General features: G+C 66.9%; 25 protein-coding genes and 2 tRNA genes. 17 read left to right on the top strand and 10 right to left on the bottom strand.

Annotated features, from left to right (window positions below; all coding sequences use genetic code 11):
• The first annotated feature begins 44 nt into the window (after positions 1-44).
• From ACZ5XO_RS13480 to ACZ5XO_RS13460, 5 genes are all read left to right on the top strand, one after another.
• Positions 45-1,361, top strand: a complete 1,317-nt coding sequence (locus ACZ5XO_RS13480) for a class I SAM-dependent methyltransferase (protein WP_464162867.1) — start codon at positions 45-47, stop codon at positions 1,359-1,361.
• Positions 1,362-1,408: 47 nt separating this feature from the next.
• Positions 1,409-2,068 carry a hypothetical protein gene (locus tag ACZ5XO_RS13475; protein WP_314431087.1) on the top strand — a complete coding sequence of 220 codons (660 nt, stop codon included), beginning with the start codon at positions 1,409-1,411 and terminating at the stop codon, positions 2,066-2,068.
• 85 nt (positions 2,069-2,153) lie between these two features.
• Positions 2,154-3,143 carry a cation diffusion facilitator family transporter gene (locus ACZ5XO_RS13470; protein WP_464162866.1) on the top strand — a complete coding sequence of 330 codons (990 nt, stop codon included), beginning with the start codon at positions 2,154-2,156 and terminating at the stop codon, positions 3,141-3,143.
• A gap of 50 nt (positions 3,144-3,193) precedes the next feature.
• Positions 3,194-4,291, top strand: a complete 1,098-nt coding sequence (locus tag ACZ5XO_RS13465; RefSeq protein WP_464162864.1) for a CobW family GTP-binding protein — start codon at positions 3,194-3,196, stop codon at positions 4,289-4,291.
• Positions 4,288-4,497, top strand: coding sequence for a DUF2093 domain-containing protein (locus tag ACZ5XO_RS13460; RefSeq protein ID WP_464162863.1), 210 nt, complete (start codon positions 4,288-4,290; stop codon positions 4,495-4,497). The genes ACZ5XO_RS13465 and ACZ5XO_RS13460 overlap by 4 nt, the downstream gene beginning before the upstream one ends.
• A 182-nt stretch (positions 4,498-4,679) precedes the next feature.
• Here ACZ5XO_RS13460 and ACZ5XO_RS13455 read toward each other — a convergent pair whose 3' ends face one another.
• Positions 4,680-5,381, bottom strand: a complete 702-nt coding sequence (locus ACZ5XO_RS13455; protein WP_464162862.1) for an alpha/beta fold hydrolase — start codon at positions 5,379-5,381, stop codon at positions 4,680-4,682.
• 97 nt (positions 5,382-5,478) lie between these two features.
• On the opposite strand from ACZ5XO_RS13455, the gene ACZ5XO_RS13450 reads away from it, so the two are divergent.
• The 3 genes from ACZ5XO_RS13450 (at position 5,479) to ACZ5XO_RS13440 (ending at position 9,180) form a co-directional block, all read left to right on the top strand.
• Complete coding sequence (locus tag ACZ5XO_RS13450; protein ID WP_464162861.1) at positions 5,479-6,444, top strand: WD40 repeat domain-containing protein; 966 nt, start codon at positions 5,479-5,481, stop codon at positions 6,442-6,444.
• Positions 6,445-6,486: 42 nt separating this feature from the next.
• Positions 6,487-7,191: a monofunctional biosynthetic peptidoglycan transglycosylase gene (gene mtgA / locus ACZ5XO_RS13445; RefSeq protein WP_464162860.1), complete on the top strand. Its 705-nt coding sequence runs from the start codon at positions 6,487-6,489 to the stop codon at positions 7,189-7,191.
• Between the two features lie 171 nt (positions 7,192-7,362).
• On the top strand, positions 7,363-9,180 hold the full coding sequence (locus ACZ5XO_RS13440; protein ID WP_464162859.1) for a ubiquitin-activating E1 FCCH domain-containing protein: 1,818 nt from the start codon (positions 7,363-7,365) through the stop codon (positions 9,178-9,180).
• A gap of 75 nt (positions 9,181-9,255) precedes the next feature.
• Here ACZ5XO_RS13440 and ACZ5XO_RS13435 read toward each other — a convergent pair whose 3' ends face one another.
• The 5 genes from ACZ5XO_RS13435 to ACZ5XO_RS13415 all read right to left on the bottom strand — a co-directional run bounded on the left by ACZ5XO_RS13435 (position 9,256) and on the right by ACZ5XO_RS13415 (position 11,657).
• The gene (locus ACZ5XO_RS13435; protein ID WP_464164927.1) at positions 9,256-10,167 is read right to left on the bottom strand and encodes an isopenicillin N synthase family dioxygenase; all 912 of its coding nucleotides are present in this window, start codon (positions 10,165-10,167) and stop codon (positions 9,256-9,258) included.
• 148 nt (positions 10,168-10,315) lie between these two features.
• Entirely contained in the window at positions 10,316-10,789 is a 474-nt protein-coding gene (locus tag ACZ5XO_RS13430; protein WP_464162858.1) for a thermonuclease family protein, read from the bottom strand.
• Between the two features lie 92 nt (positions 10,790-10,881).
• Positions 10,882-10,957: transfer RNA gene (locus ACZ5XO_RS13425), tRNA-Ala, on the bottom strand.
• Positions 10,958-10,988: 31 nt separating this feature from the next.
• A tRNA-Ala gene (locus ACZ5XO_RS13420) sits at positions 10,989-11,064 on the bottom strand.
• A gap of 125 nt (positions 11,065-11,189) precedes the next feature.
• Complete coding sequence (locus ACZ5XO_RS13415; protein WP_464162857.1) at positions 11,190-11,657, bottom strand: TIGR02300 family protein; 468 nt, start codon at positions 11,655-11,657, stop codon at positions 11,190-11,192.
• Between the two features lie 212 nt (positions 11,658-11,869).
• Between ACZ5XO_RS13415 and aroA the strand changes: the two genes are divergently transcribed.
• The 7 genes from aroA (at position 11,870) to mscL (ending at position 17,190) form a co-directional block, all read left to right on the top strand.
• Positions 11,870-13,105 (top strand): 3-phosphoshikimate 1-carboxyvinyltransferase, encoded by a 1,236-nt coding sequence (aroA, locus tag ACZ5XO_RS13410; protein ID WP_464162856.1) that lies wholly within the window; start codon positions 11,870-11,872, stop codon positions 13,103-13,105.
• Positions 13,102-13,389: a hypothetical protein gene (locus tag ACZ5XO_RS13405; protein ID WP_464162855.1), complete on the top strand. Its 288-nt coding sequence runs from the start codon at positions 13,102-13,104 to the stop codon at positions 13,387-13,389. Before aroA ends, ACZ5XO_RS13405 begins: the two co-directional genes overlap by 4 nt.
• A gap of 13 nt (positions 13,390-13,402) precedes the next feature.
• Entirely contained in the window at positions 13,403-13,699 is a 297-nt protein-coding gene (locus tag ACZ5XO_RS13400; protein WP_464162854.1) for a hypothetical protein, read from the top strand.
• Positions 13,700-13,742: 43 nt separating this feature from the next.
• The gene (gene cmk, locus ACZ5XO_RS13395) at positions 13,743-14,393 is read left to right on the top strand and encodes a (d)CMP kinase (protein WP_464162853.1); all 651 of its coding nucleotides are present in this window, start codon (positions 13,743-13,745) and stop codon (positions 14,391-14,393) included.
• Between the two features lie 169 nt (positions 14,394-14,562).
• On the top strand, positions 14,563-16,266 hold the full coding sequence (gene rpsA / locus ACZ5XO_RS13390; protein ID WP_464162852.1) for a 30S ribosomal protein S1: 1,704 nt from the start codon (positions 14,563-14,565) through the stop codon (positions 16,264-16,266).
• Positions 16,267-16,478: 212 nt separating this feature from the next.
• A complete protein-coding gene (locus ACZ5XO_RS13385) occupies positions 16,479-16,769 on the top strand; it encodes an integration host factor subunit beta (protein WP_207823342.1) in 291 nt (96 codons plus the stop codon).
• A gap of 16 nt (positions 16,770-16,785) precedes the next feature.
• Entirely contained in the window at positions 16,786-17,190 is a 405-nt protein-coding gene (gene mscL, locus ACZ5XO_RS13380; protein WP_105562596.1) for a large-conductance mechanosensitive channel protein MscL, read from the top strand.
• On the opposite strand, the gene ACZ5XO_RS13375 is transcribed toward mscL, so the two are convergent.
• A complete protein-coding gene (locus ACZ5XO_RS13375; protein WP_464162851.1) occupies positions 17,174-18,355 on the bottom strand; it encodes an N-acetyltransferase in 1,182 nt (393 codons plus the stop codon). The genes mscL and ACZ5XO_RS13375 overlap by 17 nt on opposite strands.
• A 285-nt stretch (positions 18,356-18,640) precedes the next feature.
• On the opposite strand from ACZ5XO_RS13375, the gene ACZ5XO_RS13370 reads away from it, so the two are divergent.
• Positions 18,641-20,338, top strand: a complete 1,698-nt coding sequence (locus tag ACZ5XO_RS13370; RefSeq protein ID WP_464162850.1) for a peptide MFS transporter — start codon at positions 18,641-18,643, stop codon at positions 20,336-20,338.
• Positions 20,339-20,474: 136 nt separating this feature from the next.
• On the opposite strand, the gene ACZ5XO_RS13365 is transcribed toward ACZ5XO_RS13370, so the two are convergent.
• Positions 20,475-22,520, bottom strand: coding sequence for a TonB-dependent receptor plug domain-containing protein (locus ACZ5XO_RS13365; RefSeq protein ID WP_464162848.1), 2,046 nt, complete (start codon positions 22,518-22,520; stop codon positions 20,475-20,477).
• A 151-nt stretch (positions 22,521-22,671) separates the two neighbouring features.
• Between ACZ5XO_RS13365 and ACZ5XO_RS13360 the strand changes: the two genes are divergently transcribed.
• Positions 22,672-23,652: a TraB/GumN family protein gene (locus ACZ5XO_RS13360; protein WP_464162847.1), complete on the top strand. Its 981-nt coding sequence runs from the start codon at positions 22,672-22,674 to the stop codon at positions 23,650-23,652.
• On the opposite strand, the gene tldD is transcribed toward ACZ5XO_RS13360, so the two are convergent.
• On the bottom strand, positions 23,649-25,079 hold the full coding sequence (tldD, locus tag ACZ5XO_RS13355; protein ID WP_464162846.1) for a metalloprotease TldD: 1,431 nt from the start codon (positions 25,077-25,079) through the stop codon (positions 23,649-23,651). The two genes, ACZ5XO_RS13360 and tldD, sit on opposite strands and share 4 nt — an antisense overlap.
• A gap of 105 nt (positions 25,080-25,184) precedes the next feature.
• On the bottom strand, positions 25,185-25,964 hold the full coding sequence (locus tag ACZ5XO_RS13350) for a GIN domain-containing protein (RefSeq protein WP_464162845.1): 780 nt from the start codon (positions 25,962-25,964) through the stop codon (positions 25,185-25,187).
• Between the last annotated feature and the right edge of the window lie 6 nt (positions 25,965-25,970).

The raw sequence follows: 25,970 nt of genomic DNA, 5'->3' as shown, positions 1-25,970 counted from the left end.
GTCTTCCGTGCAATTGGCGAACACGGTTCAGGAGGGGACTCGAAATGGAACAATCCGCAGACAGGCGCATCGTCGCCGCACGTCGCATCGTCGGTCATGTGGCGGAGCATCTCAAGGCGGATCTGTCGCTTCGGCTTTGGAATGGCGAGGTCCTTCCTCTGGGGCCGGGCGCCCGCGAGGATATCCAGATTGTGGTCGCGCGGCCGAGCGCGGTGCGCCGGATCATTCTCAAGCCCAGTCTGATGACGCTTTTCGAACTGTTCGCCTCGGGCGACGTCCGGATCGAGGGCGGCAGCCCGCTGGAGGCGGCGGATCGCTGGGATCATGGTCGGGCGGTTCATCTCAAGCGGTCGCTGGATCGCGGGCTCGTCCTGCGGGAAGCCGTGCCCTTCCTGTTCGGGCGAGGCGAGGGCGGAGCGGAGCGGCTGCCGGCGTGGGACGCCACGGGCGATGACGGCGTGGGGCGTGACCGCAACGGTCGGCGGGACCAGGACTTCATCCAGTTCCACTATGATGTCGGCAATGACTTCTATGGCCTCTTCCTCGATCCGGAGATGGTCTATTCCAGCGCCTACTTCACCAGCCACGATGCGACGCTGGAGGCGGCCCAGCAGGAGAAGCTGGACCGTATCTGTCGCAAGCTGCGGCTGAAGCCCGGTCAGCGCATGCTCGACGTCGGCTGCGGCTGGGGCGGGCTGTCTTGCTGGGCGGCCAGCAAGTATGGCGTCCATGTTCACGGCGTGACGCTCAGCCAGGCTCAGCTCGATTTCGCCCGCGCCAAGGTCGAACGACTCGGCCTGGCGGACAGGGTGACGCTGGAGCTGAAGGATTATCGCGAGGTCGATGAGCGCGGCGCCTATGACGCCATCGCCCAGGTCGAGATGTTCGAGCATGCCGGTTTCGCCAACCACGAACGGCATTTCGAGCAGATGCGGAGTCTGTTGAAGCCGGGGGGGCTCTATTTCCATCAGGCGTCGGTACGGCGCGGCGGCAAGGGCGAACTGCGACCCACGCCGACCACCAGGGTCATCACCCGCTTCATCTTCCCTGGCGGCGAACTGGACACGATCGGCATGACCGTCACCAACCTGGGGCGTCTGGGCTTCGAGACCCTGGACGTCGAGGACATGCGCGAACACTTCGAACTGTCGCTGCGTGAATGGACGCGGCGTCTGTATGAGCGTCGCGAGGACGCCTACCGTCTGGCGGGGGAGGCGCGCACGCGGCTGTGGCTCATCTATTTCGCCTTGTTCGCCAAAGGTTTCGAGCGAGGCGCGGTGCAGGTCTATCAGACCGTAGCTCAGAAGCGTCGGGCAGGGCCATCGGGGCTGCCGCTGGATCGCGCCAGCCTCTATCGATAGCGAAAAGGGTATCGACCGTTACAAAGTAACACGATATAGCGGCCGGAATGTCGCCGCCCGATCTCCAGCAGCCTGTTCTGATATCGCTTCTGGGCGGAGGATTCGTCGCGGCCTTCCTGCATGCGGCCCTGCCGACCCACTGGCTGCCCTTTGTCCTGGTGGGCCGGGCGCAGCGTTGGAGCCTGATGCGGGTCATGACGGTGGCGGTGACGGCGGGCCTGGCCCACATCGCCTCCACCGCCTTGGTCGGGTCGCTGATCGTGGCTGCGGGTCTGGCGCTGAACGCCTGGATCGGGGGGCTGCTGCCCCACCTGTCGGCGGCCCTGCTCTTTATCTTCGGCGCCTTCTATCTGGCGCGGGCCTCCTTGCAGAAGCCGATCACGGCGACAGGACCTGAGGCCGAGGTTCCCGAGCCCGCCGTGTCGGACCGCGCCGCCTTCTGGGGCCTGGTGCTGATGATGGCGGTGACGCCGGGCGAGGTCCTGCTGCCTATCTATCTGTCGTCGGCGACAGAGGGCGTCATGGCCCTGGCCTTGCTGACGCTCAGCTTCGCCGCGGGGACGGTGCTGGGCATGACCCTTTTGGCGGCGCTCGCCAGCGCCGGCTATTCCATCCTGCGGCTGGAACGCTGGGCGCGCTATGAAGGGGCCATTCTGGGCGTGGCCCTGATCCTGATCGGCTTCCTGGTGATGACCCATCAGCACTGAGTAGCTGATAGGTTATATATTTACATTCAATGACTTGCGTTCAGTTTCGTTGACGAGGCGCAGTGGGCGGGCCTAGAGGGGGTGCATGGCGCACGATCACGCACACGACCATGACCATGAAGACCACGCGCATGCGGGTCACGGCCACGCGCACGGCCACAGCCATGGGCACGATCATGGTCATTCACACGGTATCGGCGGGCACCATCATGGGCCGGTGGACACCGGCGACTGGCGCTACGCCGTTGGCCTGATCGTCAATCTGGCCTTTGTGGCCTGCGAGTTCGGAGCCGGAATCTGGGCTGATTCCACCGCCCTGATGGCCGATGCGGGCCACAACCTGTCCGATGTCCTGGGTCTGGCCATGGCCGGCGGCGCAGCCTGGCTGGCGCGCCGCGCGGCGGGACCCAAGCGCACCTATGGATACGGCAAGGCCACCGTGCTGGCGGCCCTGGGCAATGCGCTGCTGCTGATCTTCGCCTGCGGAGCCATCGCCTTCGAGGCCATTCGGCGTCTGGCCGAGCCGGCCCCGGTGGCGTCCGGCGTCATCATGGCGGTGGCGGGCATCGGCTTCGTCATCAACCTGGGCACGGCCCTGCTGTTCATGAAGGACCAGCACAAGGATCTGAACGTTCGCGGCGCCTATCTGCACATGATGGCCGACGCCGCCGTGTCGCTGGGCGTTGTGGTCGCGGGCGCCGTCATCCTGCTGACCGGCTGGGCCGTGATCGACGCCCTGGTCAGCCTGGGCATCGTGGCCGTCATCATGATCGGCACCTGGGGTCTGCTGAAGGACTCGGTCAATCTGGCGCTCGACGCCGCGCCGAACGGGGTCGAGGTGGATCAGGTCCGCGAGGCCTTCCTGGCCCTGCCGGGCGTCAGCGCCGTGCACGATCTGCACGTCTGGGGTCTGTCGACCACGGACACGGCCCTGACGGCGCATCTCGTCCACGACCGACCCGACGTGGACGCCCTGCTGGCCGAGGCGCAAGGCGTGGCCCGCGGCCGTTTTGGCGTCAGCCACACCACCTTCCAGCTGGAAAGCGGCGCCCTGCCGGATTGTCCGACCTGTTAAGCGCCCGGCGCCTCTTCCCTTCCGGCCCTTCAGCCGCCATCTAGCCGCCCATGACCCAGAAGACTCCCGTCACCGTCCTCACCGGCTACCTCGGCGCCGGCAAGACCACCCTGCTGAACCGCATCCTCACCGAGGACCACGGCAAGCGCTACGCCGTCATCGTCAATGAGTTCGGCGAGATCGGCATCGACAACGACCTGGTGGTCGGCGCTGACGAGGACGTGTTCGAGATGAACAACGGCTGCGTCTGCTGCACGGTGCGCGGCGACTTGATCCGCGTGGTCAACGGCCTGATGAAGCGGCAACGTCCCGGCAAACCGGCCTTCGACGCCATCATCGTCGAGACCACCGGCCTGGCTGACCCCGGCCCGGTGGCCCAGACCTTCTTCGTCGACGATGAGGTCAAGGCCAAGACCCAGCTGGACAGCGTCACCGCCCTGGTCGACGCCAAACACGTCATGGCGCGTCTGGACGACTCCAAAGAGGCGCGCGAGCAGGTCGCCTTCGCGGACCGCATCATCCTGAACAAGATCGACCTGGTGGACGAGGCCGCTCTGGCCGAGGTCGAGGCCCGCCTGCGCGCGCTGAACCCCCTGGCCCCCATCGTTCGCGCCGAGCGCTCGAACGTGCCGCTGGATCAGGTGCTGGGCCTGCACGCCTTCGATCTGGACCGGATCCTTGAGGTCAAGCCGGACTTCGTGAACCCGCCCCACGGCGCCGAGGGCCACGTCCACGACGAACACTGCGGCCATGATCATGGGCATGACCATGTTCATGACGAGCATTGTGGCCACGACCATGATCATCACGACCATGACCACGCGCATGGCCCGCGCGGGCACGCCCATAACGACGACATCAAGGGCATCTCGCTGACGCTGGACCGCCCGCTGAACGGGGCGAAGTTCACCGCCTGGCTGGACAGGCTGCTGGGCGAGCAGGGTCAGAACATCCTGCGCGCCAAGGGCATCATCGACGTGGACGGCGAGGATCGCCGCCTGGTCTTCCAGGCCGTGCACATGATTCTGGAAGGCGACCTGCAGCAGCCCTGGGGCGACAAGGAGCGTCGCTGGAGCCGCGCCGTCTTCATCGGCCGCGATCTGGACGAAGCCGCCTTGAAGGCCGGGTTCGAGGCTTGCGCGGCATGAACCCGCCCCCTCGCGCGCGGGTCGAGGCCAAGCTGATCTACGGCACGCCCGAGTTCGAGATCGTCAAGGGCGGCGACCACGTCGTCTGCGCCGTCTCGGGCGCGGCCATTCCGCTGGACATGCTCAACTACTGGAACGTGGAACTGCAGGAGGCCTACGCCTCGGGCGCTCTGATGACCCAGCGCTGGGTCGAGACGCATAAGTAAGTCGCCAACCCTCTCCCATTGGGAGAGGGCTTGAGCCTCCAAGAGCGAAGCGATTGGCGAAGGCGAAAGGGTGAGGGTTCACGCTTTCCGTCGGCGTGAGCCGTCCCGCCACGGCCTTCGGCCGATTTCGGCCGCCAACCCTCACCCTTTCGCGCAAGGGCGACGGCATCGCCGCCGCGCGCTCAAGCCCTCTCCCAATGGGAGAGGGTTTTCAGCCAGTCCGTCATCACCTTCGCCAGCGCCGTCGGCTGCTCCAGCGGGATCATGTGCCCGCTGTGCGCGACGTGAACCAGCGTCGAGCCCGCGATCCCGCGATGCAGTTCCTCGGCCTCATCCCTTCCGCGCAGGCGGTCGGCGTCCGCCGTCACGATCAGGGTCGGCTGACGGATCTCGCCCAGACGGTCCAGGTCGCCGGCCCGCGCCATGGCCGACTGGCGATGGAAGACTTCGCCGCCCAGTCGCAGGCCCATGTCGCGCACCCGCGCGATCATTGCTTCGTCCCCGGCCAGATCGGGATGCAGGGACGAGACGATGGCCGGACGGCTCAGGCCCTTGAACGCCCGGGGGGCGGCCTTGAGCGCCGAACGGCGTTGGCGGATCAGTTCCTCGGTGTCGCCGCGCGCCGAGGTGGCGATCAGGATCAGGGCCGTGACCCGTTCCGGCGCGATCCGCGCCAGTTCGCGCGCCACATAGCCGCCCATCGAAAAGCCCACCGCGACGAAGCGGTCCGGCGCATCGCTCAGGATGGCGGCGGCCATGGTCTCGATGTCCTCGCCCCGGCTGAGGTCGACAGCGACCAGAGGCCCGAACGGGGCCAGATTGTCCGTCATGGCGTCCCACAGGGTGGCGTCAGCCATGAAGCCGGGAATGAGCAGCAGGGTCATGACGGTCTCTATAGGCTCATGTCGGCGTGCGGCGCGACAGACGCGACGCGGAAGGCTATGAGGCGCGTCTGACTTTCTCTGCCTTGCGTGAGCCGACATGCCGACCTTCTCCTTCGACGCCCAGGTCACCGCCGCCCTGTTCGACAAGACGGGCGCCATCTTCGCCCTGGGCGACGGCTCGGTGCGCTTCGAGAACGGCGCCCGCAGCGAGGTCCATGACGGGGCGGTCCTGTGCGCCGTCGTCCATCCTTCGGGCGAGGGCGTGGTCACCGGCGGCGACGACGGCAAGGTGGTGTGGAGCCGCGAGGGCGAGAGCGTCGTCCTGGCCACATCGAAAGGACAGTGGATCGATTCCATCGACGCCTCGGCCGAGAGCGGCCTGATCGCCTTTTCGGCGGGGCGCACCCTGTCGGTGATCGACAGCAAGGACGTGGCCTTCCGCCGCGACTTCCAGCACGAACGCACGGTTTCGGGCGTGGCCTTCGATCCCAAGGGGCGCCGCATCGCCACCTCGACCTATGGCGGGGCCTGGCTGTGGTATGCGCGCATCGAGCAGCAGCAGCCGGTCAAGATGGCCTGGGCGGGCTCGCACCTGATGGTCGGCTTCTCGCCCGACGGCGCCTTCGTCGTCACCGCCATGCAAGACAACCAGATGCACGGCTGGCGCCTGAAGGATCAGAAGAACATGCGGATGGGCGGCTATCCGTCCAAGATCAAGAGCTTCGCCTTCCTGGCCAAGGGCCAACTGCTGGCCACCGCCGGCGCCCAGGGCGTAGTGCTGTGGCCCTTCATCGGCGCCAATGGTCCGATGGGCCGCGAGGCGACCGAGATCGGCTTCGACGAGTCCACCCTGATCGCCCAGGTCGCCGCCGCGCCGGCGCACGGTCGTCTGGCGGCAGGGCTGGAGGACGGCCGCGTCTGGTGGGCCGATCCGGCGGGGCAGGGGCTGGACTTCATCAAGAAGGACAAGGGCGCGCCCATCGTCGCCCTGGCCATGAGCTCGGGCGCGGCCCGCGTCGCCTGGGCCGACGAAGACGGTCAGGCGGGCGTGGTCTCGCTCTGAGATCGCGCTTGCGCTGAAGCTTGAGCCCGGCAGGATGGCGTCATGACCCGTGCGAAGACCCGCAAGCGGCGCCCGCTGCTGACCCTGCTGCTGATCCTGGCCCTGATTCCGATCGGGGGGGTGGTGCTGCACCGCTTCGTCCCGCCGCTGTTCACCATCCTGATGGTCAAGCAGGCGGTCGCCGGTCACGGCATGGACTATCGCTGGCGCTCGCTTGACCGGATCTCGCCGCGTCTGGTCGAGGCGGTGATCGCCGCCGAGGACGCCCGCTTCTGTCAGCACCACGGCTTCGACGTGGAGGCTATCCAGAAGGCGCTGGAGGCCAATGAACGCGCCGAGCAGCGCGGTTCAGGCAAGGTGCGGGGCGGCTCGACCATCAGTCAGCAAACGGCCAAGAACGTCTTTCTCTGGCCCGGCCGCGACTGGGTCCGCAAGGGGCTGGAGACCGGCTACACCGGACTGATCGAACTGGTCTGGGGCAAGCGCCGGATCATGGAGATGTACTTGAACGTCGCCGAATGGGCGCCGGGCGTCTATGGCGCCGAGGCCGCCTCGCGCCACTGGTTCGACAAGAGCGCCGAGAACCTGACGGCGCGCGAGGCCGCTCGCCTGGCCGCCATCCTGCCCAGCCCCCGTCGCTACAAGGCCGCCTCGCCCGGTCCCTATGTCCGCAGGCGGGCCAGCCGCATCCAGGCCGCCATGGGCACGGTGCGAGAAGCCGGGCTGGACCGCTGCGTCGACCGCTAAGGCCGCATTAACCGTCGCTGTAGGGCCAAGCCTTAACCGAACGGCGTCACCATTCGTCTGAATGCGGACCTGTGTCCGTTGTGGAATTCAGGGGCCGAGACGGTGACGAACGGGCTGACGAATGGGGTGAACCGATGGGCGCGAAGGGGGTGCGGCCTTGCGCGCGGATTCGTGGCGGCCCGACGCGGCAATGTGGCGATGATGTTCGCCCTGGCCCTGCCGGTCCTGGTCATGGTCAGTTTCGGCGCCATCGACATCCATCAGGCCTCCAAGGTGAAGGCCAACCTGCAGGATGCGCTCGACGCGGCCGCACTGGCGGCGGCGCGCTCCAAGTACACCGACGACGTCAACCTGAACCGTGTCGGCATGGCGGCTCTGAAGGCCAATATGCCCGCCTATTTTCAGGATGGAACCGGCGATACCGCCAGCTTCACCCTGGAGGGCAACAAGATCGTCGCGGACGCCAACGTCAATGTGAAGGTCCTGGTCGCCAACATCGTCTTGCCGCCCTACGGCAAGCTGCTGGACGACTACCTGCCGGTCGGCAGCACCTCTGAAGTGCTGCGCGCCTCGCGTAACGTCGAGGTGGCGATGGCGCTGGACATCACGGGTTCGATGGCGGGGTCGCGACTGACGGATCTGAAGACGGCGGCCAAGGATCTGATCGATCTGGTGGTGCAGAAGGAGCAGACGCCTTTCTATTCCAGGGTCGCCCTGGTGCCCTATTCGATGGGCGTGAACGTCGGAAGCCATGCTGATTCCGTGCGCGGCGCCTTGCAACAGGCGACCACGGTGACGGCGGCGGGCTGGGCGGACGCCGCCAAGACGGTCAGCACCATCAGCCGTCAGAATCCGGCTGTGGTGACCGCCAACAGCCATGGTCTCGAGACCGGCGATCGTGTCTGGCTGACCGGCGTCAGCCGCATGACCGACCTGAACGACCGCATCTATACAGTGACCAGGGTGAGCGCGAGTCAGTTCCGCCTCAACGGGGTGAGCACGACCGGCTACAGCCGCGACGGCACGGGCGGGACGGTGCGCAAGTGCTGGCGCTCGGACTGCACGGTGGTCGTCACCTCGACCGGACACACCTTGTCGGATGGTGATTTCGTGCGGATTTCCGGCGTGCAGGGGATGACCAACCTGAACGCCACCTTCCAGGCCACGCGTATCGACGCCAATCAGTTTCGCGTCGATCTGCTGGGTCCGAACCAGGCGAACTACAGTCGCGGCGGCTCGGCCCAGTGCGGCTACGACGGTTGCAACGAGCGCATCTTCATCAATCGCTACGATCAGCTGCGAACCCTGCCGAAGAGCAACTGCGTCAGTGAGCGCGCGGGTGCGCAGGCCTATACCGACGCCGCCCCGGCGGTCGGCCAGTGGATCGGCCGCAACTATCCCGACAGCAACAATTCCTGCCTGGGCAGCCAGATTTCCCCTCTGTCCAGCGACATCGACAGTCTGAAGAGCAAGATCAACGGCTACACCGCCACAGGCTCCACGGCTGGTCAGATCGGCATCGCCTGGGGCTGGTACATGGTGTCGCCTTCGTTCGGTTCGCTGTGGGGCTCGGCCGACAGCCGCCCGGCGGACTATGAGCCTTCCAAGACGCTGAAGGCGGTGGTCCTGATGACGGACGGCGATTTCAACACCCCCTATTGTCAGGGCGTCATCTCGCGCGACGCGCCGTCCAACGGCAGCGCCGGGCGGGCGGAGTTTCAGATCAACTGCTCCGACAACGGCAGTCCCTTCGCCCAGTCGGTCGCCATGTGCGACGCCATGAAGCGCGAGAACGTCGTCGTCTATACGGTTGGCTTCGGTCTGGGCACGAACCGCGGCGGCGCCGGCGTCGACACCGCCATCGAGGTGATGGAGGCCTGCGCGACCTCGAAGGACAAGCACTTCTTCCAGGCCAGCAGCGGCACGGACCTGAAGGAGGCCTTCAAGGCCATCGGTCGCGACATCACCCGACTGCGCATCGCGCGCTGACGCTGGACGCGGGACAGATAAAAGGGCCGGCGGATAGCTCCGCCGGCCCTTCTTCATTCTGGTGGTTCCGTCCGGTCAGATCAGGCGGATTTCCTTCAGGCGCTCGGTCAGGAAGTCCTCGGCCAGGATGGTCTTGCCCGCATAGCGGTCCGGGTTCTCCGCCGTGATCGTCGACGGCAGGGTCTCGATCGGGAAGTCCGGGTTGAAGTGCAGGAAGAAGGGCGTCGAATAGCGGGCGAAGCCGCGACGCTCGGGCGCCGGATTGACCACGCGGTGCGTCGTCGACGGCAGGACGTGGTTGACCAGCCGCTGCAGCATGTCGCCGATGTTGACCACCAGGGCGCCTGGCGGCGGGGCGATGTCCAGCCATTCGCCGTCGGCGTCCTTGAGCTGCAGGCCGGCCTCTTCGGCGCCCAGCAGCAGGGTGATGACGTTGATGTCCTCATGGGCGCCCGCGCGCACGCCCGGGGCGTCGGCCGGGACCGGCGGATAGTGCAGCAGACGCAGCACGCTGTTGCCCAGCTGGACCTTGTCCTCGAAGTAGGCGTCGTCCAGCTTCAGGTAGCGGGCGATGGCCTTCAGCACGCGGCGGCCCAGTTCGTCGAGACCGTCATAGAGGCCGTAGACGTGCTCCTGGAAGCCCGCCACCTCGGTCGGCCAGACGTTGTCGCGCATGTATTGGCGATAGGGATGGCCTTCAGGCAGCTCGCGGCCGGTGTGCCAGAACTCCTTCAGGTCGACGGCCTTGGCGCCCTTGGCCGCCTCGACGCCGAAGGGGGTAAGGCCGCGTGCGCCGCCGGTGCCGGGCTGGTGATACTGGCGCTTCACGTCTTCAGGCAGGGCGAAGAAGGCCTTGGCGTCGGAAACGGCGGCGTCGATCAGACCCTGCTCCAGGCCATGGTCGGCGATGACGGCGAAGCCGTAGCGGGCGAAGGAGGCGCCCAGGGCGTCGGCGAAGGCCTGAAAGTCGGCGTCATAGCCCTTCATCGACACGGGGACGATGGCGCGGGTCTTGGTCTTGTCCTCGGCGGAGGACGCGGTCAGCGATGAGCTCACGGGCGGATCATGCCTCTGAATGCGAATATGGCGGCTTCCATACCCTCTATCGGCGGAAAAAGGCAGTCCGGCGCCGTCGTCAGCTGCAGATCGGCGTCTGACGATTGTAGCGCGGCCAGATCACGGCCGTGCCGCTGCGGATCATGGCGCAGTTCACCTCGACGCCTTCGGGGGTCCAGCAGACGGCGGTGAGGCGGTCATAGCTGCGACCGATGGACCGGCAGGTCAGCTCCCGCCCTTCGGCCAGGCGCTTCAGCGCCTGGGTCGCCGCCGCGCCCGAGGCGACGGGGCAGGGGTGGCCGGAAGAGCAGGTTTCGTCCTTTTCGCGTGCGGCGATCGCGTGCAGCCGGATGCGGGCGCCGTCCTGACACCTCAGGCTGTCGCCGTCGTGGACATAGGCGACGCGGCACAGCAGGTCTGCGTCGCCGGGCGGCCGATTCCAGGACGGCGCAGGCGCACCGGCGGCGGCCGATCCTCTTTCGTCATTCAGAGTCAGCCAGGCGGCTGAAAGCAGGATCAGGACGAGGGCGGCGGCGAAGGTCTGGAAACGCATACTGCCGTCGGCGATAGGCCGTGGCGGTTAACGTCGCATCACTGAGGGCTGAAAAGGACGAAGGCCCCGCGGGTGCTCCGCGAGGCCTTCGATGGTGGAGCTTAGCGGAGTCGAACCGCTGACCTCTTGCATGCCATGCAAGCGCTCTACCAACTGAGCTAAAGCCCCGCGCCTTGCGGCTTGGGTATGTATCGACGAATGGTGGAGCTTAGCGGAGTCGAACCGCTGACCTCTTGCATGCCATGCAAGCGCTCTACCAACTGAGCTAAAGCCCCGAACCTTTCGGTCGGCCTCGCCGGAGATTTTGGCCCCCAGCGAGGGGCGGAAACTATGTCAGGGCTTTTGAGAGATCAAGCCGCCCTGACAACTTTTTTTCCGCTTGTTTTTCCGACCCTTGGTATCAATCGTCGTCGCGCGACGGCTTGACGATGTCGTCGTCGAGGCTGTCGTCGTCTTCGTCCTCGATGAAGGGCACCGAGTCATCGTCGTCGTCGCCCAGGGCGTCGTCGTCGTCGCCGTCGGACGAGCCCATGCCGGCGTCGTCGGCGCCGGATTCGCCGTCGTCGTCATCGTCGGGCGTCAAGATCGGCTCATGACCTTCCTCGTCGATCTCGGGGGTCGAGGCTTCGGTGTCTTCTTCCTCGTCGTCGCCGTCAGCCGACTTGTCGGCGACTTGATCCTCGGCCTCGTCGTCGGCGGCGAAGCCGGCGCCGGCGCGACCGCGCACGCGACGGTTGCGCATTGCTTCTTCAAGCGGATCGAACTCGGTGTCGCACTTGGGGCAGTGCGCCGGGCGACGGTTCAGATCGTAGAATTTGGCCTGGCAGTTCGGGCAGACCTGCTTTTGGCCCAGTTCGGGTTTGGCCACGGGATTACCTTCGGCAGGAGTTGAAATTCCGGAATTCGGCCGGCTCCCTTGCCACCCACGGGGGCCGCTGTCAAAAGCCTTCTTACCCGCGTCAGCGCGGCGTTTCCTGAACAATTGGAGTTTTTGGCCAGGTGACCGCCTCTTCGACCCTTACTGCGCGCCCCGTTGTCGCTTCTCTCAAGGGCGTCGTCCGTGCGCCGGGCGACAAGTCGATGTCGCATCGCTCGCTCATTTTCGGGGGCATGGCCGAGGGTGTGACCGAGATCGAGGGCCTGCTGGAGGGCGACGACATCCTGGCCACCGGCCGCGCCGTCGAGGCCTTCGGCGCCGGGGTCGAGCGCCTGGGCGAGGGGCGTTGGCGCGTGACGGGTCAGGGCGGCTTCAAGACCCCGGCTTCGGTCATCGACTGCGGCAACGCCGGCACCGGGGTGCGGCTGCTGATGGGCGCGGCCGCCGGCTATGACCTGAGCGCGACCTTTGACGGCGACGCCTCGCTGCGCAAGCGGCCGATGAAGCGCGTCACCGGTCCCCTGGCCGACATGGGCGCCCGCTTCGACTGGAACGCGGCCGAGGATCGCGTGCCCCTGACCCTGCACGGCGGGAGCCTGAGCGGCGTTGAATATGTGCAGACGGTCGCCTCGGCCCAGATCAAGTCGGCCATCCTTCTGGCCGGGCTGAACGCAGCGGGCGAGACCGTCGTGGTCGAGCCGGAAAAGAGCCGCGATCACACCGAGCGGATGCTGCGCGCCTTCGGCGCGACGGTGGACGTGACCGAGGAAGGCGAGGGCTGGCGCATTCGCCTGACGGGCGGACAGAAGCTGAGCGGAACCCATGTGGCCGTGCCGGGCGATCCGTCCTCGGCGGCCTTCCCCCTGGCGGCGGCCCTGATCGTTCCGGGGGCGGAGGTGACGGTCGAGGGCGTCATGCTGAACCCGCAGCGCACCGGTCTGTTCGACACCTGGATCGAGATGGGCGCTGACCTGACCATCTCCAACCGCCGCGTCAGCGGGGGCGAGGACGTCGGCGACATCACCGCCCGCCATTCGGCGCTGAAGGGCGTGGTCGTGCCTGAGGACCGCGCCGCCTCGATGATCGACGAATACCCCATCCTGTCGGCGACCGCCGCCTGTGCCGAGGGCCGCACCGTCATGCGCGGCATCGGCGAGATGCGGGTCAAGGAAAGCGACCGCATCGCCCTGATGGTCGCCGGTCTGAGCGCCTGCGGCGTGGCGGTCGAGGAAGAGGCCGAGGGCTTCATCGTCACCGGAGGCTCGGTCAAGGGCGGTGCGACCGTCGCCACCGCCCACGATCACCGCATCGCCATGAGCCATCTGATCCTCGGCCTGGCCGCCGAGCAGCCGGTATCGGTGCTGGACCCGGAAATGATCGCCACCAGCTTCCCCGGTTTCGTCGAGGTGATGAACGGGCTGGGCGCGGACGTCGGATGAGGGCGTCTGGATCGGCCGCCCGCATGCCCTGGCTGGGTCATACCGTCGCGGCTGGTCTTCTCGGAGCCCTGCTGTGGATCGGCGGCCGCGAGCTGTTCGAGATCGTTCAGAGCGGCTGGTTGCCGGGCCGAAAGGGGCCGGGCCTTAGCGCCGGCGATCATCCGGTCGCCTTCTGGGCCATGATCGCCTTTATCGGCGCGGGGCTGGCGTGCTGCGCCAGCGTGACGCTGATCTGCGCCCTGTCGGCCTGGCGAGCGCTTTTCGGGCGGGAGCGGTCGCATTGACGCGGCGCGCGGCGTGAGCACGCCCGCATCCAGACCCTTGCCCCCGCATCTCGTTCTCAGGGCGATCGGCGCGGGTTTGCTGGTTCTGTGTCTGAGCTTTCTGCTGTTCGCGCTCGGCTTTTTCGCCGAGGGCCTGTGGGACCTTTCGGACGGCCGTATGAACGGTCACGCGGCCCTGGATCTGTCGGAAACCGTCGCGGTCGAACGTTTCTGGCGTCGTATCGGGATTATGCTGGGATCGAGCGCGGTTCTGCTGGTTTTCGCGCTCGGATGCTTCAGGATCGCTTGCGTCCTGAGACCGAAGCCGTGAGAAGCAGCGGACACGCCCGGCGGGCCGTGAAGGAAATATCGATTTGAACAAGAATCTTGTCATCGCCGTCGATGGCCCCGCCGCCTCGGGCAAGGGCACTATCGCCGCCCGTCTGGCGGCGCACTACGGCCTGCCGCATCTGGACACCGGCCTGCTGTATCGCGCGGTGGGTCTGGCGGTGCTGGATGCGGGGCGGGATCTGGGCGACGCGGCCGCAGCCGAGGCGGCGGCCCTGTCGCTGGACCTCGCGGGGCTGTCTGAAAATGCTCGGCTGACCGAGCGTCATGCGGGCGAGGCGGCCAGCCGGGTCGCCAGCCATCCGGGCGTGCGCGCCGCCCTGCTGAAGCTGCAGCAGGATTTCGCCCGCCAGCCCGGCGGCGCGGTTCTGGACGGTCGCGACATCGGCACGGTCATCGCCCCCGACGCCGTCGCCAAGCTTTACGTCACCGCCACGCCCGAGGTTCGCGCCGAGCGGCGCTGGAAGCAGCTGACCGCACGAGGGCAGGACATCGCCTTCGCTGACATGCTGGAGGACATTCGCCGTCGTGACGAGCGGGACTCGGGCCGGGATTCCGCCCCCATGGTCCAGGCCGAGGACGCGGTCTTGCTGGATACGACCGATCTGGGTATAGAGGCCGCCTTCGATGCGGCCCGCCGTATCGTCGAGGCGGCGCGCGTCCGGGCCGGGGTTTAGACCTTGCTGGACAAATCCAACGCTCCTGACCTCGGCTTCCGCGGGCGTTCTGGCTTTCCTTGTTCGCGCCCCTTGCGCCGGCCTCGCGTCCTGACGACCTGATTTTCCCTTTCCAAGTTTATCCACCCGCGCGGGACCATTCGGTCGCGCGCCTCAACCCCAGAGTTCCATGACCGACACTCTCAACCCCTCGCGCGACGATTTCGCCGCGCTGCTTGACGAACAACTGCAGGGTCGCGACCTCGGCGAAGGCCAGGTCGTTCACGGCCGCGTCGTCGGCATCGAAAAAGACATCGTCATCATCGACGTCGGCCTGAAGACCGAAGGCCGCATCCCGATGCGCGAGTTCGGCCAGGGCGAAGGCGCCGTGCTGCCGAAGGTCGGCGACAACGTCGAAGTCTACCTGGAGCGCGTCGAGAACGCCCTGGGTGAAGCCGTCATCAGCCGCGACAAGGCTCGCCGCGAAGAAGCCTGGACCCGTCTGGAAGTCGTCTTCGCCGAAGGCCAGCCGGTCAACGGCGCCATCGTCGGTCGCGTCAAGGGCGGCTTCACCGTCGACCTGGGCGGCGCCTCGGCCTTCCTGCCCGGCTCGCAAGTCGACATCCGCCCGGTGCGCGACGTCGGTCCGCTGATGGGCAAGGAACAGCCCTTCGCCATCCTGAAGATGGACCGTCCGCGCGGCAACATCGTCGTCTCGCGTCGCGCCATCCTGGAAGAAGCCCGCGCCGAACAGCGCACGGAGCTGGTCGGCCAGCTGCAAGAGGGTGAAGTCCGCGAAGGCGTCGTCAAGAACATCACCGACTACGGCGCCTTCGTCGACCTGGGCGGCATCGACGGCCTGCTGCACGTCACCGACATGTCGTGGAAGCGCGTCTCGCACCCGTCGCAAGTCCTGGCCGTCGGCGACACCGTCAAGGTCCAGATCGTCAAGATCAACCCGGACACCCAGCGCATCTCGCTCGGCATGAAGCAGCTGCAGTCGGATCCGTGGGACGGCGTCGAAGCCAAGTACCCGGTCAACGCCAAGTACACCGGCCGCATCACCAACATCACCGACTACGGCGCCTTCGTGGAGCTGGAGCCGGGCGTTGAAGGCCTGGTGCACGTCTCGGAAATGTCCTGGACCAAGAAGAACGTCCACCCGGGCAAGATCGTCTCCACCTCGCAGGAAGTGGACGTCATCGTCCTGGACGTCGACAGCGCCAAGCGTCGTATCTCGCTGGGCCTGAAGCAGGCTCAGAACAACCCGTGGGAAGCCTTCGTCGAGGCCCACCCGATCGGTTCGGTCGTCGAGGGCGAAGTCAAGAACGCCACCGAGTTCGGCCTGTTCGTCGGCCTGGACAACGACATCGACGGCATGGTCCACCTGTCGGACCTGGACTGGAACGTCTCGGGCGAAGAAGCCATCCAGCGCTACCGCAAGGGCGAGACCATCAAGGCCAAGGTGCTGGACGTCGACATCGAGAAGGAACGCGTCTCGCTGGGCGTCAAGCAGCTCGGCGGCGATCCGATGGAAGGCGACACCTACAAGCGCGGCCAGCAAGTCACCGTCACGGTGACGGCGGTCGAGTCGGGCGGCATCGAAGTCAAGTTCGGTGAAGACGACGCGCCGGTCACGGCCTTCGTCCGCAAGTCGGACCTGTCGCGTGACCGCAACGAGCAACGTCCGGAACGCTTCGCCGTCGGCGATCGCGTCGACGCCATGATCACGGGCATCGACAAGGCCACGCGCCGCGTCTCGGTGTCGGTCAAGGCGCTGGAAATGAAGGACGAGGCCGAGGCCATCGAACAGTTCGGTTCGTCGGACTCGGGCGCTTCGCTCGGCGACATCCTGGGCGCCGCGCTGCGTGAAAAGGCCGGTTCGAAGGAATAATCTTCCTTTTCGACCAGAAAACGGGGCGGCTGGAGTGATCCAGCCGCCTTTTTTCTTGCGCCAAGGGCAAGAACCCGCGCCAATGGCGAGGCTACCCTGTGAGAATCGCTCTTAATCTGATGCGCCCTCTTTATTCCTGTGGCGTCAGACGGTTAGGGTGCGGGCCTGAGCGGAAGCGACTGCATCTGAAACAGCCACAGGCGGGGGCCTGAATGATCAAGTCTGAACTGATCGAGAAGCTGGCGGCCGAGAACATCCACCTGACCCACGCCGAGGTGGAACGGGTCGTCAACGTCATCCTGGGGCGGATGACCGAGTCGCTGTCGGATGGCGGGCGGGTCGAGCTTCGTGGCTTCGGCGCCTTTTCGGTGCGCAGCCGTCCGGCGCGCACGGGCCGCAACCCCCGCACCGGCGAGACGGTGGAAGTTCCCGCCAAGGCCGTGCCCTTTTTCAAGAGCGGCAAGGAACTTCGCGAGCGTCTGAACGCTTCTGGCGACGCTTGAAACGAAAGACTGAAGAATGAGCCTGCTGACCGAGTTTCGTGAATTCGCCGCGCGCGGCAATGTCGTCGACCTGGCGGTCGGCGTCATCATCGGCGCCTCGTTCGGCAAGATCGTCACCAGCCTGGTCGATCAGATCATCATGCCGCCCATCGGCCTGCTGCTGGGCAAGGTGGACTTCTCCAAGCTGGAGTGGGTCCTGGTGCCCGAAAATCCGGCGACCGAAGCCGTCGAGAAGGTGGCGATCCAGTACGGCGCCTTCATCAACACCCTGATCCAGTTCCTGATCGTGGCCTTTGTGGTCTTCCTGCTGGTCAAGGGCATCAACAAGATGCGTCGCGAGCAGCCGGCCGAGGCCGCCGCCCCGACCGCGACCGAGGCCCTTCTGGCCGAGATCCGCGACGAGCTCAAGGCGCGCCCCTGACGCTCCACGCTCCGGCTTTCGCCTCCGTGGGTTCCACCTCGTAGCCGTGGGCTCGCCTTTGCCCGCGGGGCTTTCGCGCGGGCAGGGGGCGTATGCAGAAGGAGTAGTCGCCGTCGAACGGCGTCGGACTCCAACCGACCGGCTCGGCGCCCGGCTCGAAGGCGACATGGCAATGGCCCCAGCCGCCTTCATGTCGCGCACGGCGCGCCAGATCGCCAAGATCGGCCAGAAGCGGTTCACTGACCACATGCAGCCGGACCTTGGCGGCGCCCAGGGAGGGCGCGAGTCGCAGCAGGGCGGCGACCAGGGCGGGAATGGCGGCGCGGTCGCGGTCCAGGGCTTCGAGGTCCAGGATCTCCAGGGCCGGCGGCTCGATGGAGTTGCCCTTGCCGAGCAGCGCGAGGGCGTGAGCGGTGATGTCGTCGTCTATCCCTCGAACCAGGCGGACCGGGCGATGCGTCATGTCCGGGTCGGTCAGCCGCCATCGCAACATGGCGGGGCTGCGGTCGGCCACCGGACGGCCCTGGCCGCGTAGAGCATCCCAGAAGCGCGAATAGGCGGGGGCGTCGGACGCATCGTCAAACAGCCGGACGTCGCCCCCAAGGTCCGGCGAAAATCCGTTTTGCGAACGGGTTCCGAGCGGCATCAACTGCTCGCCAAGCCAGCGCGCCGCCCGCGGCTCCCGCGCGACGATCGCCCGCAGGCCTCGACTGTAGAGGCAGGCCGTCGGGTTGAGGATCCAGGACAGTTTGAGAGCGTGTGTCGCGGGCGGCCAGGGGCGCATGCCATAGCGCTGATACAGCGGACAGGAACGGGCGTTGGCGTTCAGCGTGTAGCGGATGAAGCAGCCAGGTTGCCGCAGGAAGGCGGTGATCAGATCCCGGCTGCGACCCTTCAGGTCAGGCGGCACGATCACCGAAAAGCCCGTGGCGCCATAGAGCGGGCGATCGCCTATCCAGAAACGCTGGGTGAAGTTGCCGAGAAAGGCTGCGGCCTGCCCGTCGTCGTTCTCGATCACCCAGCCGGCCGGGGCGTCCAGCAGGCGTCTGACCGGGTTGTCGTCCAGCCAACGCCAGCCCTCCGCCGATCGTTCAGGCCACCAGACGTTGTGATGAAGCCGGTTTACGGCGGGAATATCGGTGGCGAGGAAGCGGCGAACGGTCATGCGCGACGGCCTTTCTCAGATCGCGCCCCTGTCACCTTGGGTTGAATGGCGCGTCGAAAAGGTGCCTCAAACAATCTAAGGTAGTGTTGATGGGGGTGACAAATGCGTCATTGCGGTGACAGGACGCGGCGTTAACGCTTGTTCGCGCGGCCCGGCCGTGCTGTTTCTGCCCGCTTTAGCGCCCGTCGGGGGCGTCTGACATGGAGTTCGCCGTTGAGCACGACGGATGGAGGGGGCGCGCTTACGGCGCCTCGCAAGACCTTTTTGGGTCACCCGCGGGGGCTGGTGATCCTGTTCTTCACGGAGATGTGGGAACGCTTCTCCTACTACGGCATGCGGGCGCTGTTGGTCATGTACCTGACCCAGCACTTCCTGTTCGGTCCGGGCGAGGCCCAGGGCATCTACGCCGCCTACGCCGCTCTGGTTTATCTGATGCCGGTTCTGGGCGGCATGATCGCCGACCGCTACCTGGGCGCCCGCAAGGCCGTGATCATCGGCGCCGTTCTGCTGGTGGCCGGCCACTTCACCATGGCCTTCGAGGGCACGGGTGGACGTGAAAGCCTGACCATCGGCGATCAGACCTATCAGATCGAAGTCGTCGGTCGTGACCAGAACCGCACCATGTTCGCCGTCCAGGGCGACGAGCGTGTCCAGATCTCCATCACGCCCGAAGGCGTGTCCAGGGTCGGCGCCGAGCAGGCGACGGTCCCTGCGGCCGGCCAGACTGCGGCGAGCCCGGCGGCGAACGAGGGCTTCCCGGCCTTCACGCCGACCAGCGGCTACAAGGTCGAGACCAAGCGGGACCTCGCCTTTGGCGAGCCGGTCCTGTTCCTGGCCCTGTCGCTGATCATCATGGGCGTGGGCTTCCTGAAGGCCAATATCTCGACCGTGGTGGGCGCGCTCTATGAAGAGAACGATCCCCGCCGCGACGGCGGTTTCACCATCTTCTATGTCGGCATCAACCTGGGGTCGCTGCTGGCCACGGCCGCCTGTTCCTACCTGGGCTTCACCTATGGCTGGGCCTATGGTTTCGGTCTGGCGGGCATCGGCATGTTGCTGGGCCTGATGACCTTCCTGTTGGGCCAGCCCTGGCTGGAAGGCCGCGGCGGACCTCCGGTTCCGCTGAAGGGGCGTTCGATCCTGGGCGTGCCGGTCGAGGCCTTCTTCTGGATCGCGGGCATCGTCGCCGTGATTCCGACCTGGCTGCTGATGCAGCGCCACGAAGTGGTTCAGACCATCCTGATCCCGATCGCGGTCCTGACCTTCGCGGGCGTGGTCGGTTTCACCGTCTTCCGTCTGAAGGGCGCCGAGCGCTCGCGCATGCTGGTCGCCCAGGTGCTGATCTTCTTCTCGGTGCTGTTCTGGGCCCTGTTCGAGCAGGCGGGCTCGTCCCTGACCCTGTTCGCCGATCAGTCGACGCAGATGCCGGGCTGGTTCAACGCCGGCTACACGCAGATGTTCAATCCGGGCGTCATCGTCATCGGCGGTCCGATCATGGCGGCCCTGTGGGTCTGGCTGGGCAAGCGCAATCGTGAACCCTCGACGCCGGTCAAGTTCTCGGCGGCCCTGGTCTTCGTCGGCGCGGGCTTCCTGCTGCTGTCGTGGGCGGCCGCGAACAACTTCAACGAGTCGTTCCGCGTGCCGCTGCTGGTGCTGTTCCTGACCTATGTCTTCCACACGATCGGCGAGCTGTGCCTGTCGCCCGTGGGCCTGTCGATGATCACCAAGTTGTCGGTGGCGCGCGTGGTCGGCCTGATGATGGGCGTCTGGTTCCTGTCGTCGTCGGTGGCTCACATCGTCGCCGGCTGGATCGCCGCCGCCACGGCCACGAACACCGTGGCCGGCGTCGTGACCAACCCGGAGTTGGCTCTGCAGACCTATGGCTCGATCTTCGGGACCATCGGCTGGACGGGCGTCGCCGTCGGCGTGGTCCTGCTGGTCCTGTCGCCGCTGCTGAAGAAGGGCATGGCCGGCGTTCATTGATCGCCTGACCGGCTTCGAACAAGGAAAGGGCGGCGCCTCGCAGGAGGCGCCGCCCTTTTCAGTTTGATGGGAAGACCCTTTTGATCCCCTGCAGGCTTGGGGGCGACGGGAGGGGGAGGGTTCTTGGTCTTGAGCCTCAGAAAGTCTTGCGCACGCGGATTTGCCAGAAGGTGCGCGGGTCGATGAAGCGGGTCTCGACGAACTGGACCGGGCGCGTGTCGCGGTCGGCGAAGACGGTGCGGGTCACGTCAAAGTCGTTCCAGATGTTGACCTGGCCTCGGATCGACAGGGTCGGGGTCGGCTTGTACTCGGCCCACATCTCGTAATAGTCCGTGCCGCGCCAGCCCGAGATCTGATCGGGCTGATAGCCCTTCTGACCCAGCAGAGGGATCCAGGCGCCGCCCCATTGCAGCTTCCACGAGGTGATGTCCTGCTGGAAGGTGATCGTCGCCTGGCTGGCGCGCACGTCCGAGATGGGGCGTTTCTCGCCGGTGGTGGGGTCGGTGACCTCGGTCTTGTTCCAGGTGTTGCGGAAGCCGAACTTGCCGCCCGAGACGCCCAGCTTGTCGGTGGGGATGGTCACGTTGAGGGCCAGTTGGTCCAGCGTGCCGTCGCCGATGTTGCCGACCGCCGCCAGGCCGCCGTCCAGCGGGATCACGTCGATGGCGTTGGTGATCTCGTCGTGGCGCAGTCCGATGCTGATGATGCCTTCACCCCAGAAGCGCTTCTCATAGGTGGCTTCGGCGACCCAGCGCGATTCGGGTTCCAGATTCACATTGCCGCCAAAGACGTTCTCGTCGGCGAACTCGGCCGAGGCCGCGAAGTCGCCGAAGTCCAGCTGGCCGACGGTGCGTTCCAGCCGCAGGCGCAGCTGGTTGTTGGGCATGGGCGTCCAGGTCGCCAGGATGCGCGGCTTGGCGAAGAAGAAGCTCTTCTCCTGCGAGGCGTCGCCCGATTGGCTGATGGTCGAGGATTCCAGCCGCAGCCCGCTTTCCAGCGTCCACCTGGGATTGATCCGCCAGGTGGCCTTGCCGAACAGCTCGCCTCGCGTCTCCTCGACCTTGACCGAGGCCGAGGGCAGGGGAACGGCGACGCCGCCGACCGAATAGGCCTGCTGGACCTCCAGCATGTTGTAGGCGATTTCGCCGCCGCCCTCGAAGTCCATGGCGGGCGAACGTTCGTAACGGACAAGGCCGCGCAGAATGGTCTCGGACGACTCGCCGTCGGCGTTGAACAGTTGCTCGGGCTCGTCTGTCGTTCCCAGTCGGGTGCGAGAGGTGGAGACAGAGTCGAAATCGCCGAATTCGTGAATGAACCGGGTCTCCAGCTTCAGCTTCTCGGACAGGGGGCGCGTGAAGACGACGCCGAACTCGCCGCTGTGGCCGTCTTCGTCGTAAAGGCTCTCGCGCAGGATGTCGGGGGCCGTCTGGCGGTTGATGTTGTGCCAGTCGTTGACGCCGTAGCGGGCCGTCAGATCGACCTTGCCGCCCATGAAGGGGGTGGAGAAGTTGCCGCGGATCGAGTTTCCGCCGCCGTAGCCGTCGTTGTAATATTGCTCGTTGCGCAGGACGGCGCCGTTGGCGTCGACGCGCACGACCGGCCCGGCTCCGTTGGAGTCGCTGGAGGAGATGCCGTCGCTCAGGGTCACGCCCCAGGTGCGGTCGCCTTCGCGGGCCGTGAACTGATAGGAGCCGCCGAACAGGTCCTGGCCGCCTTCGAACAGGCTGGCGTTGGCGGTCAGCACATGCTCGCGGCTGGAGGTGGTCTTCAGGATGACGTTGGCGACGACCGAATAGCCCTGCATGTCGATGCCGGGGGCGCCGCCCCGAACCAGCTCGATGCGTTCGACCTGGGTGGCGACCGTGCGGCCCAGGACATTGGAGCCGGTGTCGTTCTTGGACGCCGGGCGCGAGCCGTTGATCAGGATGTTGCCGACGGCCCCTTCAAAACCGCGGGCGCCGTCGCCGTCGTTGATCGAGAAGCCCGGCACGCGGTTGACCATGTCCAGCGCCGTATTGGGGCGGGCGTCCGCAAAGAAGTCGGGGGTGAAGACCAGGACGCCCTGGTCGCCGGCCTGGGCCGTCTGGCGCGGCGCGGTCGGCGCGGTTTCGGCGGCGAGAGCAGGCGCGGCGGCACCGATCGTCAGCACGGCGGTGGTGGCCAGCAGAATGGTCTTGGTCATGGGCGTCGTCCTCTCCCTCGGTCGTGTCGAGAGGTTTGGCGGGGACGAGCCCAAGTCTCCAGTTACAAGCCGGACAGGTGGATTAAATCGCTGACAGCATTACAGTTTAGTCAGATTACACGCTGTCGGCGCGCATGTTACCTCCTGCTCCATGCTGTCTCGTGTCCTGCTGATTTCCGCGCTTGTGTTCGCCTGCTCGTCGGGGACGTCGGCGCGAGCGCAGGACCTGTCCGAGGGTTCGCCCGTGACGACGGTGGACGAGGTCATCGTCAGCGCGCGTCGCTCTGAAGCGCCGATCTGGCAGGTGACGCAGGGAGACAGCACCCTGATCCTGGTGGGCGCCATCAGCGGAGTTCCCCGCGATGTCGAATGGCGGCCGGAGGCGCTGGAGGCGGCCACGCGGCGCTCGCAACGCATCCTGTTCCCGCAGGAGGGGCGTGCGTCTCCCGCGGATGTCTTTCGGCTGATCTGGCGAATTCGCACCATCGCCAGTCTGCCCAAAGGCGCCACGACGGCCGACTATCTGTCGCCCGAGGTTCAGGCCCGCCTGGACGTGGTCATGGCGGATCAACGCAATGACGGCTGGCGCACCAGCAGCCTGATGATTCTCAGCATGGATCTGTTGAGCGACAAGGCCGGCTATGAGCGCGGTCGCACGCGCAACGCCACCGACGTCATCAAGAAGGCCGCGCGTGACGCCCGCATCCCTGTACGGCCGGTCGGGACTGTGCGGGGCGACGAGATCGTCGACAGCCTGATCACCGCCCCGCCTGCGACCTATGCAGTCTGCCTGGAACGCGCCCTGGCCGCAGCCGAGGCCGGGCCGGAAGGGGCCGCGATCCGCATTCAGGACTGGCGCGCGCGTCGCGTGCCCGAGGTCATGGCCCAGCCGCTGGAGCAGGCCCTGGGCCTGTGCTGGCCCTGGGGCGATCCCGAGATCGCCCCCCTGCTGCGCCGTCAGTGGGCCGAGGCGATCCAGACCGCCCTGGGCGAGCCCGGCGTCACCATGGCCGTGGCCCAGTTGCGCGTCCTGGCCGAGACGGGCGGGGTGCTCGATGCGCTGGAGGCCCAGGGCTATGAGGTCGAGGGACCCGAGTGGAAGGCGGCGCCGGCGGAGATCGCCGCCCCCTAGACCGCCGTGCCGCCCACCGTCAGGCCGCCGATCTTGAGGCTGGGCTGACCGATGCCGACGGGGACGCCTTGACCGGCCTTGCCGCAGGTGCCGACGCCGGGGTCGAAGGCGAAGTCGTCGCCGATCATCTGGATCTGGGTCAGAGCCGTGGCGCCGTCGCCGATCAGGGTGGCGCCGCGCACCGGGGCGGTGATCTTGCCGTCCTCGATCAGATAGGCCTCGGTGCACTGGAAGACGAACTTGCCGTTGGTGATGTCCACCTGGCCGCCGCCGAAGTTGGCGGCGTAGAGGCCGCGCTTGGTCGAGGCGATCATGTCGGCCTGCGAATCCTTGCCGCCTTCCATGAAGGTGTTGGTCATGCGCGGCATGGGCGTGTGGGCGAAGGACTGGCGCCGACCGTTGCCGGTGGCGTTCGCCCCCAGCTGACGCGCCGACAGCCGGTCGTGCATCAGGCCGACCATGATGCCGTCCTCGATCAGCACGGTGCGCGAGGTCGGGGTGCCTTCGTCGTCGAAGGACAGGGAGCCGCGACGCCCGGCGATGGAGCCGTCGTCTACGACCGTCACGCCCGGCGCGGCCACCCGCTTGCCCATCATGCCGGTGAAGACCGACGAGCCCTTGCGGTGGAAGTCGCCCTCGAAGCCGTGGCCGACCGCTTCGTGCAGCAGGACGCCGGGCCAGCCCGCGCCCAGGACCACGTCCATCTCGCCCGCCGGGCAGTCGACGGCCTCCAGATTGACCAGGGCCTGACGCAGGGCCTCGTCCACCTGGGCCTGCCAGCGTTCGGGGGCGACCCATTCCTCGAAGCCCGCGCGGCCGCCCGCGCCGGACGAGGCGCTCTCGCGGCGGCCGTCCTTCTCGACGGTGACGGAGACGTTCAGTCGGACCAGGGGGCGTAGGTCGCTGAGCAGCCGTCCGTCGCCGCGCAGGATGTCGATGGCGCGGCGCTCGCCGACCAGGGAGGCCGAAACCTGCACCACGCGCGGATCGCGGCCGCGCGCCCAGGCGTCGATCTCGGCCAGCAGGGCGATCTTGTCCGAGAAGACCGGGGCCAGCAGCGGGTCGACCGGATCATAGAGGCGCTGGTTGGTGGCGCGCGGCGCCTCGGCGGCGGTTCCGTCATAGCCGCGCTTGGCCAGGGCGGCGCTGTCGGCGGCGCGGCGGATGGCGGCGGCGGAAATCTCATTGGCGTGGGCGTAGCCTGCGGTCTCGCCCGCCACCACGCGCAGGCCGAAACCTTCCACGGCGTCATAGGAGGCGCCCTTCAGCCGTCCGTCGTCAAAGACCAGGGATTCGCTCTCGGTCTTTTCGAGGAACAGCTCCCCGTCGTCGGCGCCCGCTAGGGCGGTCTGCAGAATCGACAGGGCCTCGTCCGGGGCTACGCCTGCGGCGTCGAGGATGGGGGAGGGGGAGGCGACGGTGCTCATGCTGGCTAGATAGGGGCTGAGGGGGCCGCCGTCACGGGCTCTGCATACGAAACGGCCCCTCTCGCGGGACGAAAGGGGCCGTGAAGTCATCGTCTATGTCGCGGATCAGTCTTCCGTGACTTCTCCAGAACCGCTGACGGACTGGCGCAGTTCGGCGGGACGGCGAGTCAGCCGCACCTCGCCGCTGCCCGAGACATCGACGTCCGCCTTGCCGTTGGGGCCGACCCGGACATCGCCCGAGCCGCTGACGCGGACCTTGGCGTCGTTGACGATCAGCTCGTCCAGGCGGGCGTCGCCGGCGCCGGACACGTCCACGGTCACCGTTTCGGCGCGACCCTGCACCCGGACGTCCGACGAACCGGTCAGGGTCAGGTCCAGCGTCGGCTGGTCATAGCCGCGGATCTTCAGTTCAGTGGGGCCGGACAGGTCGAAGCTCTTCACCGAGGGGGCCTTGATGACGATCTTCAGGGCGTCGGTCTCGCTCCAGCCACGAATGCCGGTCCGGGTCCAGCGGACGTAGCTGCGGTCGCCGCGCGGACCTTCATCCAGCGTCAGCCGGCCATTGGAGAAGCGGACGCGGTTCACGACCGTTTCGGCGCCGGAGACGGTGATGCCGGGGGCGTCGGCCTGCTGGTCGTAGACCACGTCGGCCGGGATATCGATGGCCAGGCGCTGCCCCTCGACCCAGGCGATGGTGCGGGTGATGTCGGGCGAGACCTGGCCGCGTTCGATGGTGAAGCCGTCGTCGCCGGGCTCGTCGTCGGTGACCACCCAGGTCCAGTCGTGGCGGGCCAGGTCGCGGCCTCCCACAGCAAAGGCGCCGCCGATGCCGACGATGGCGAGGACCAGCCCGGCGCCGGAGATGATGAGCAGATTGCGGATCATGACATT

Source organism: Brevundimonas sp. T2-11 (assembly GCF_055397675.1).
This window is presented reverse-complemented; position numbering and strand designations above follow the sequence as displayed.

Excerpts from the sequence above, each read along its gene's own strand:
- ACZ5XO_RS13480 (WP_464162867.1), top strand. The coding sequence starts at position 45 with ATGGAACAATCCGCAGACAGGCGCATCGTCGCCGCACGTCGCATCGTC.
- ACZ5XO_RS13475 (WP_314431087.1), top strand. The coding sequence starts at position 1,409 with ATGTCGCCGCCCGATCTCCAGCAGCCTGTTCTGATATCGCTTCTGGGC.
- ACZ5XO_RS13470 (WP_464162866.1), top strand. The coding sequence starts at position 2,154 with ATGGCGCACGATCACGCACACGACCATGACCATGAAGACCACGCGCAT.
- ACZ5XO_RS13465 (WP_464162864.1), top strand. The coding sequence starts at position 3,194 with ATGACCCAGAAGACTCCCGTCACCGTCCTCACCGGCTACCTCGGCGCC.
- ACZ5XO_RS13460 (WP_464162863.1), top strand. The coding sequence starts at position 4,288 with ATGAACCCGCCCCCTCGCGCGCGGGTCGAGGCCAAGCTGATCTACGGC.
- ACZ5XO_RS13455 (WP_464162862.1), bottom strand. The coding sequence starts at position 5,381 with ATGACCCTGCTGCTCATTCCCGGCTTCATGGCTGACGCCACCCTGTGG.
- ACZ5XO_RS13450 (WP_464162861.1), top strand. The coding sequence starts at position 5,479 with ATGCCGACCTTCTCCTTCGACGCCCAGGTCACCGCCGCCCTGTTCGAC.
- mtgA (WP_464162860.1), top strand. The coding sequence starts at position 6,487 with ATGACCCGTGCGAAGACCCGCAAGCGGCGCCCGCTGCTGACCCTGCTG.
- ACZ5XO_RS13435 (WP_464164927.1), bottom strand. The coding sequence starts at position 10,167 with ATGAAGGGCTATGACGCCGACTTTCAGGCCTTCGCCGACGCCCTGGGC.
- ACZ5XO_RS13430 (WP_464162858.1), bottom strand. The coding sequence starts at position 10,789 with ATGCGTTTCCAGACCTTCGCCGCCGCCCTCGTCCTGATCCTGCTTTCA.
- aroA (WP_464162856.1), top strand. The coding sequence starts at position 11,870 with ATGTCGCATCGCTCGCTCATTTTCGGGGGCATGGCCGAGGGTGTGACC.
- ACZ5XO_RS13405 (WP_464162855.1), top strand. The coding sequence starts at position 13,102 with ATGAGGGCGTCTGGATCGGCCGCCCGCATGCCCTGGCTGGGTCATACC.
- rpsA (WP_464162852.1), top strand. The coding sequence starts at position 14,563 with ATGACCGACACTCTCAACCCCTCGCGCGACGATTTCGCCGCGCTGCTT.
- ACZ5XO_RS13385 (WP_207823342.1), top strand. The coding sequence starts at position 16,479 with ATGATCAAGTCTGAACTGATCGAGAAGCTGGCGGCCGAGAACATCCAC.
- mscL (WP_105562596.1), top strand. The coding sequence starts at position 16,786 with ATGAGCCTGCTGACCGAGTTTCGTGAATTCGCCGCGCGCGGCAATGTC.
- ACZ5XO_RS13375 (WP_464162851.1), bottom strand. The coding sequence starts at position 18,355 with ATGACCGTTCGCCGCTTCCTCGCCACCGATATTCCCGCCGTAAACCGG.
- ACZ5XO_RS13365 (WP_464162848.1), bottom strand. The coding sequence starts at position 22,520 with ATGACCAAGACCATTCTGCTGGCCACCACCGCCGTGCTGACGATCGGT.
- ACZ5XO_RS13360 (WP_464162847.1), top strand. The coding sequence starts at position 22,672 with ATGCTGTCTCGTGTCCTGCTGATTTCCGCGCTTGTGTTCGCCTGCTCG.
- tldD (WP_464162846.1), bottom strand. The coding sequence starts at position 25,079 with ATGAGCACCGTCGCCTCCCCCTCCCCCATCCTCGACGCCGCAGGCGTA.
- ACZ5XO_RS13350 (WP_464162845.1), bottom strand. The coding sequence starts at position 25,964 with ATGATCCGCAATCTGCTCATCATCTCCGGCGCCGGGCTGGTCCTCGCC.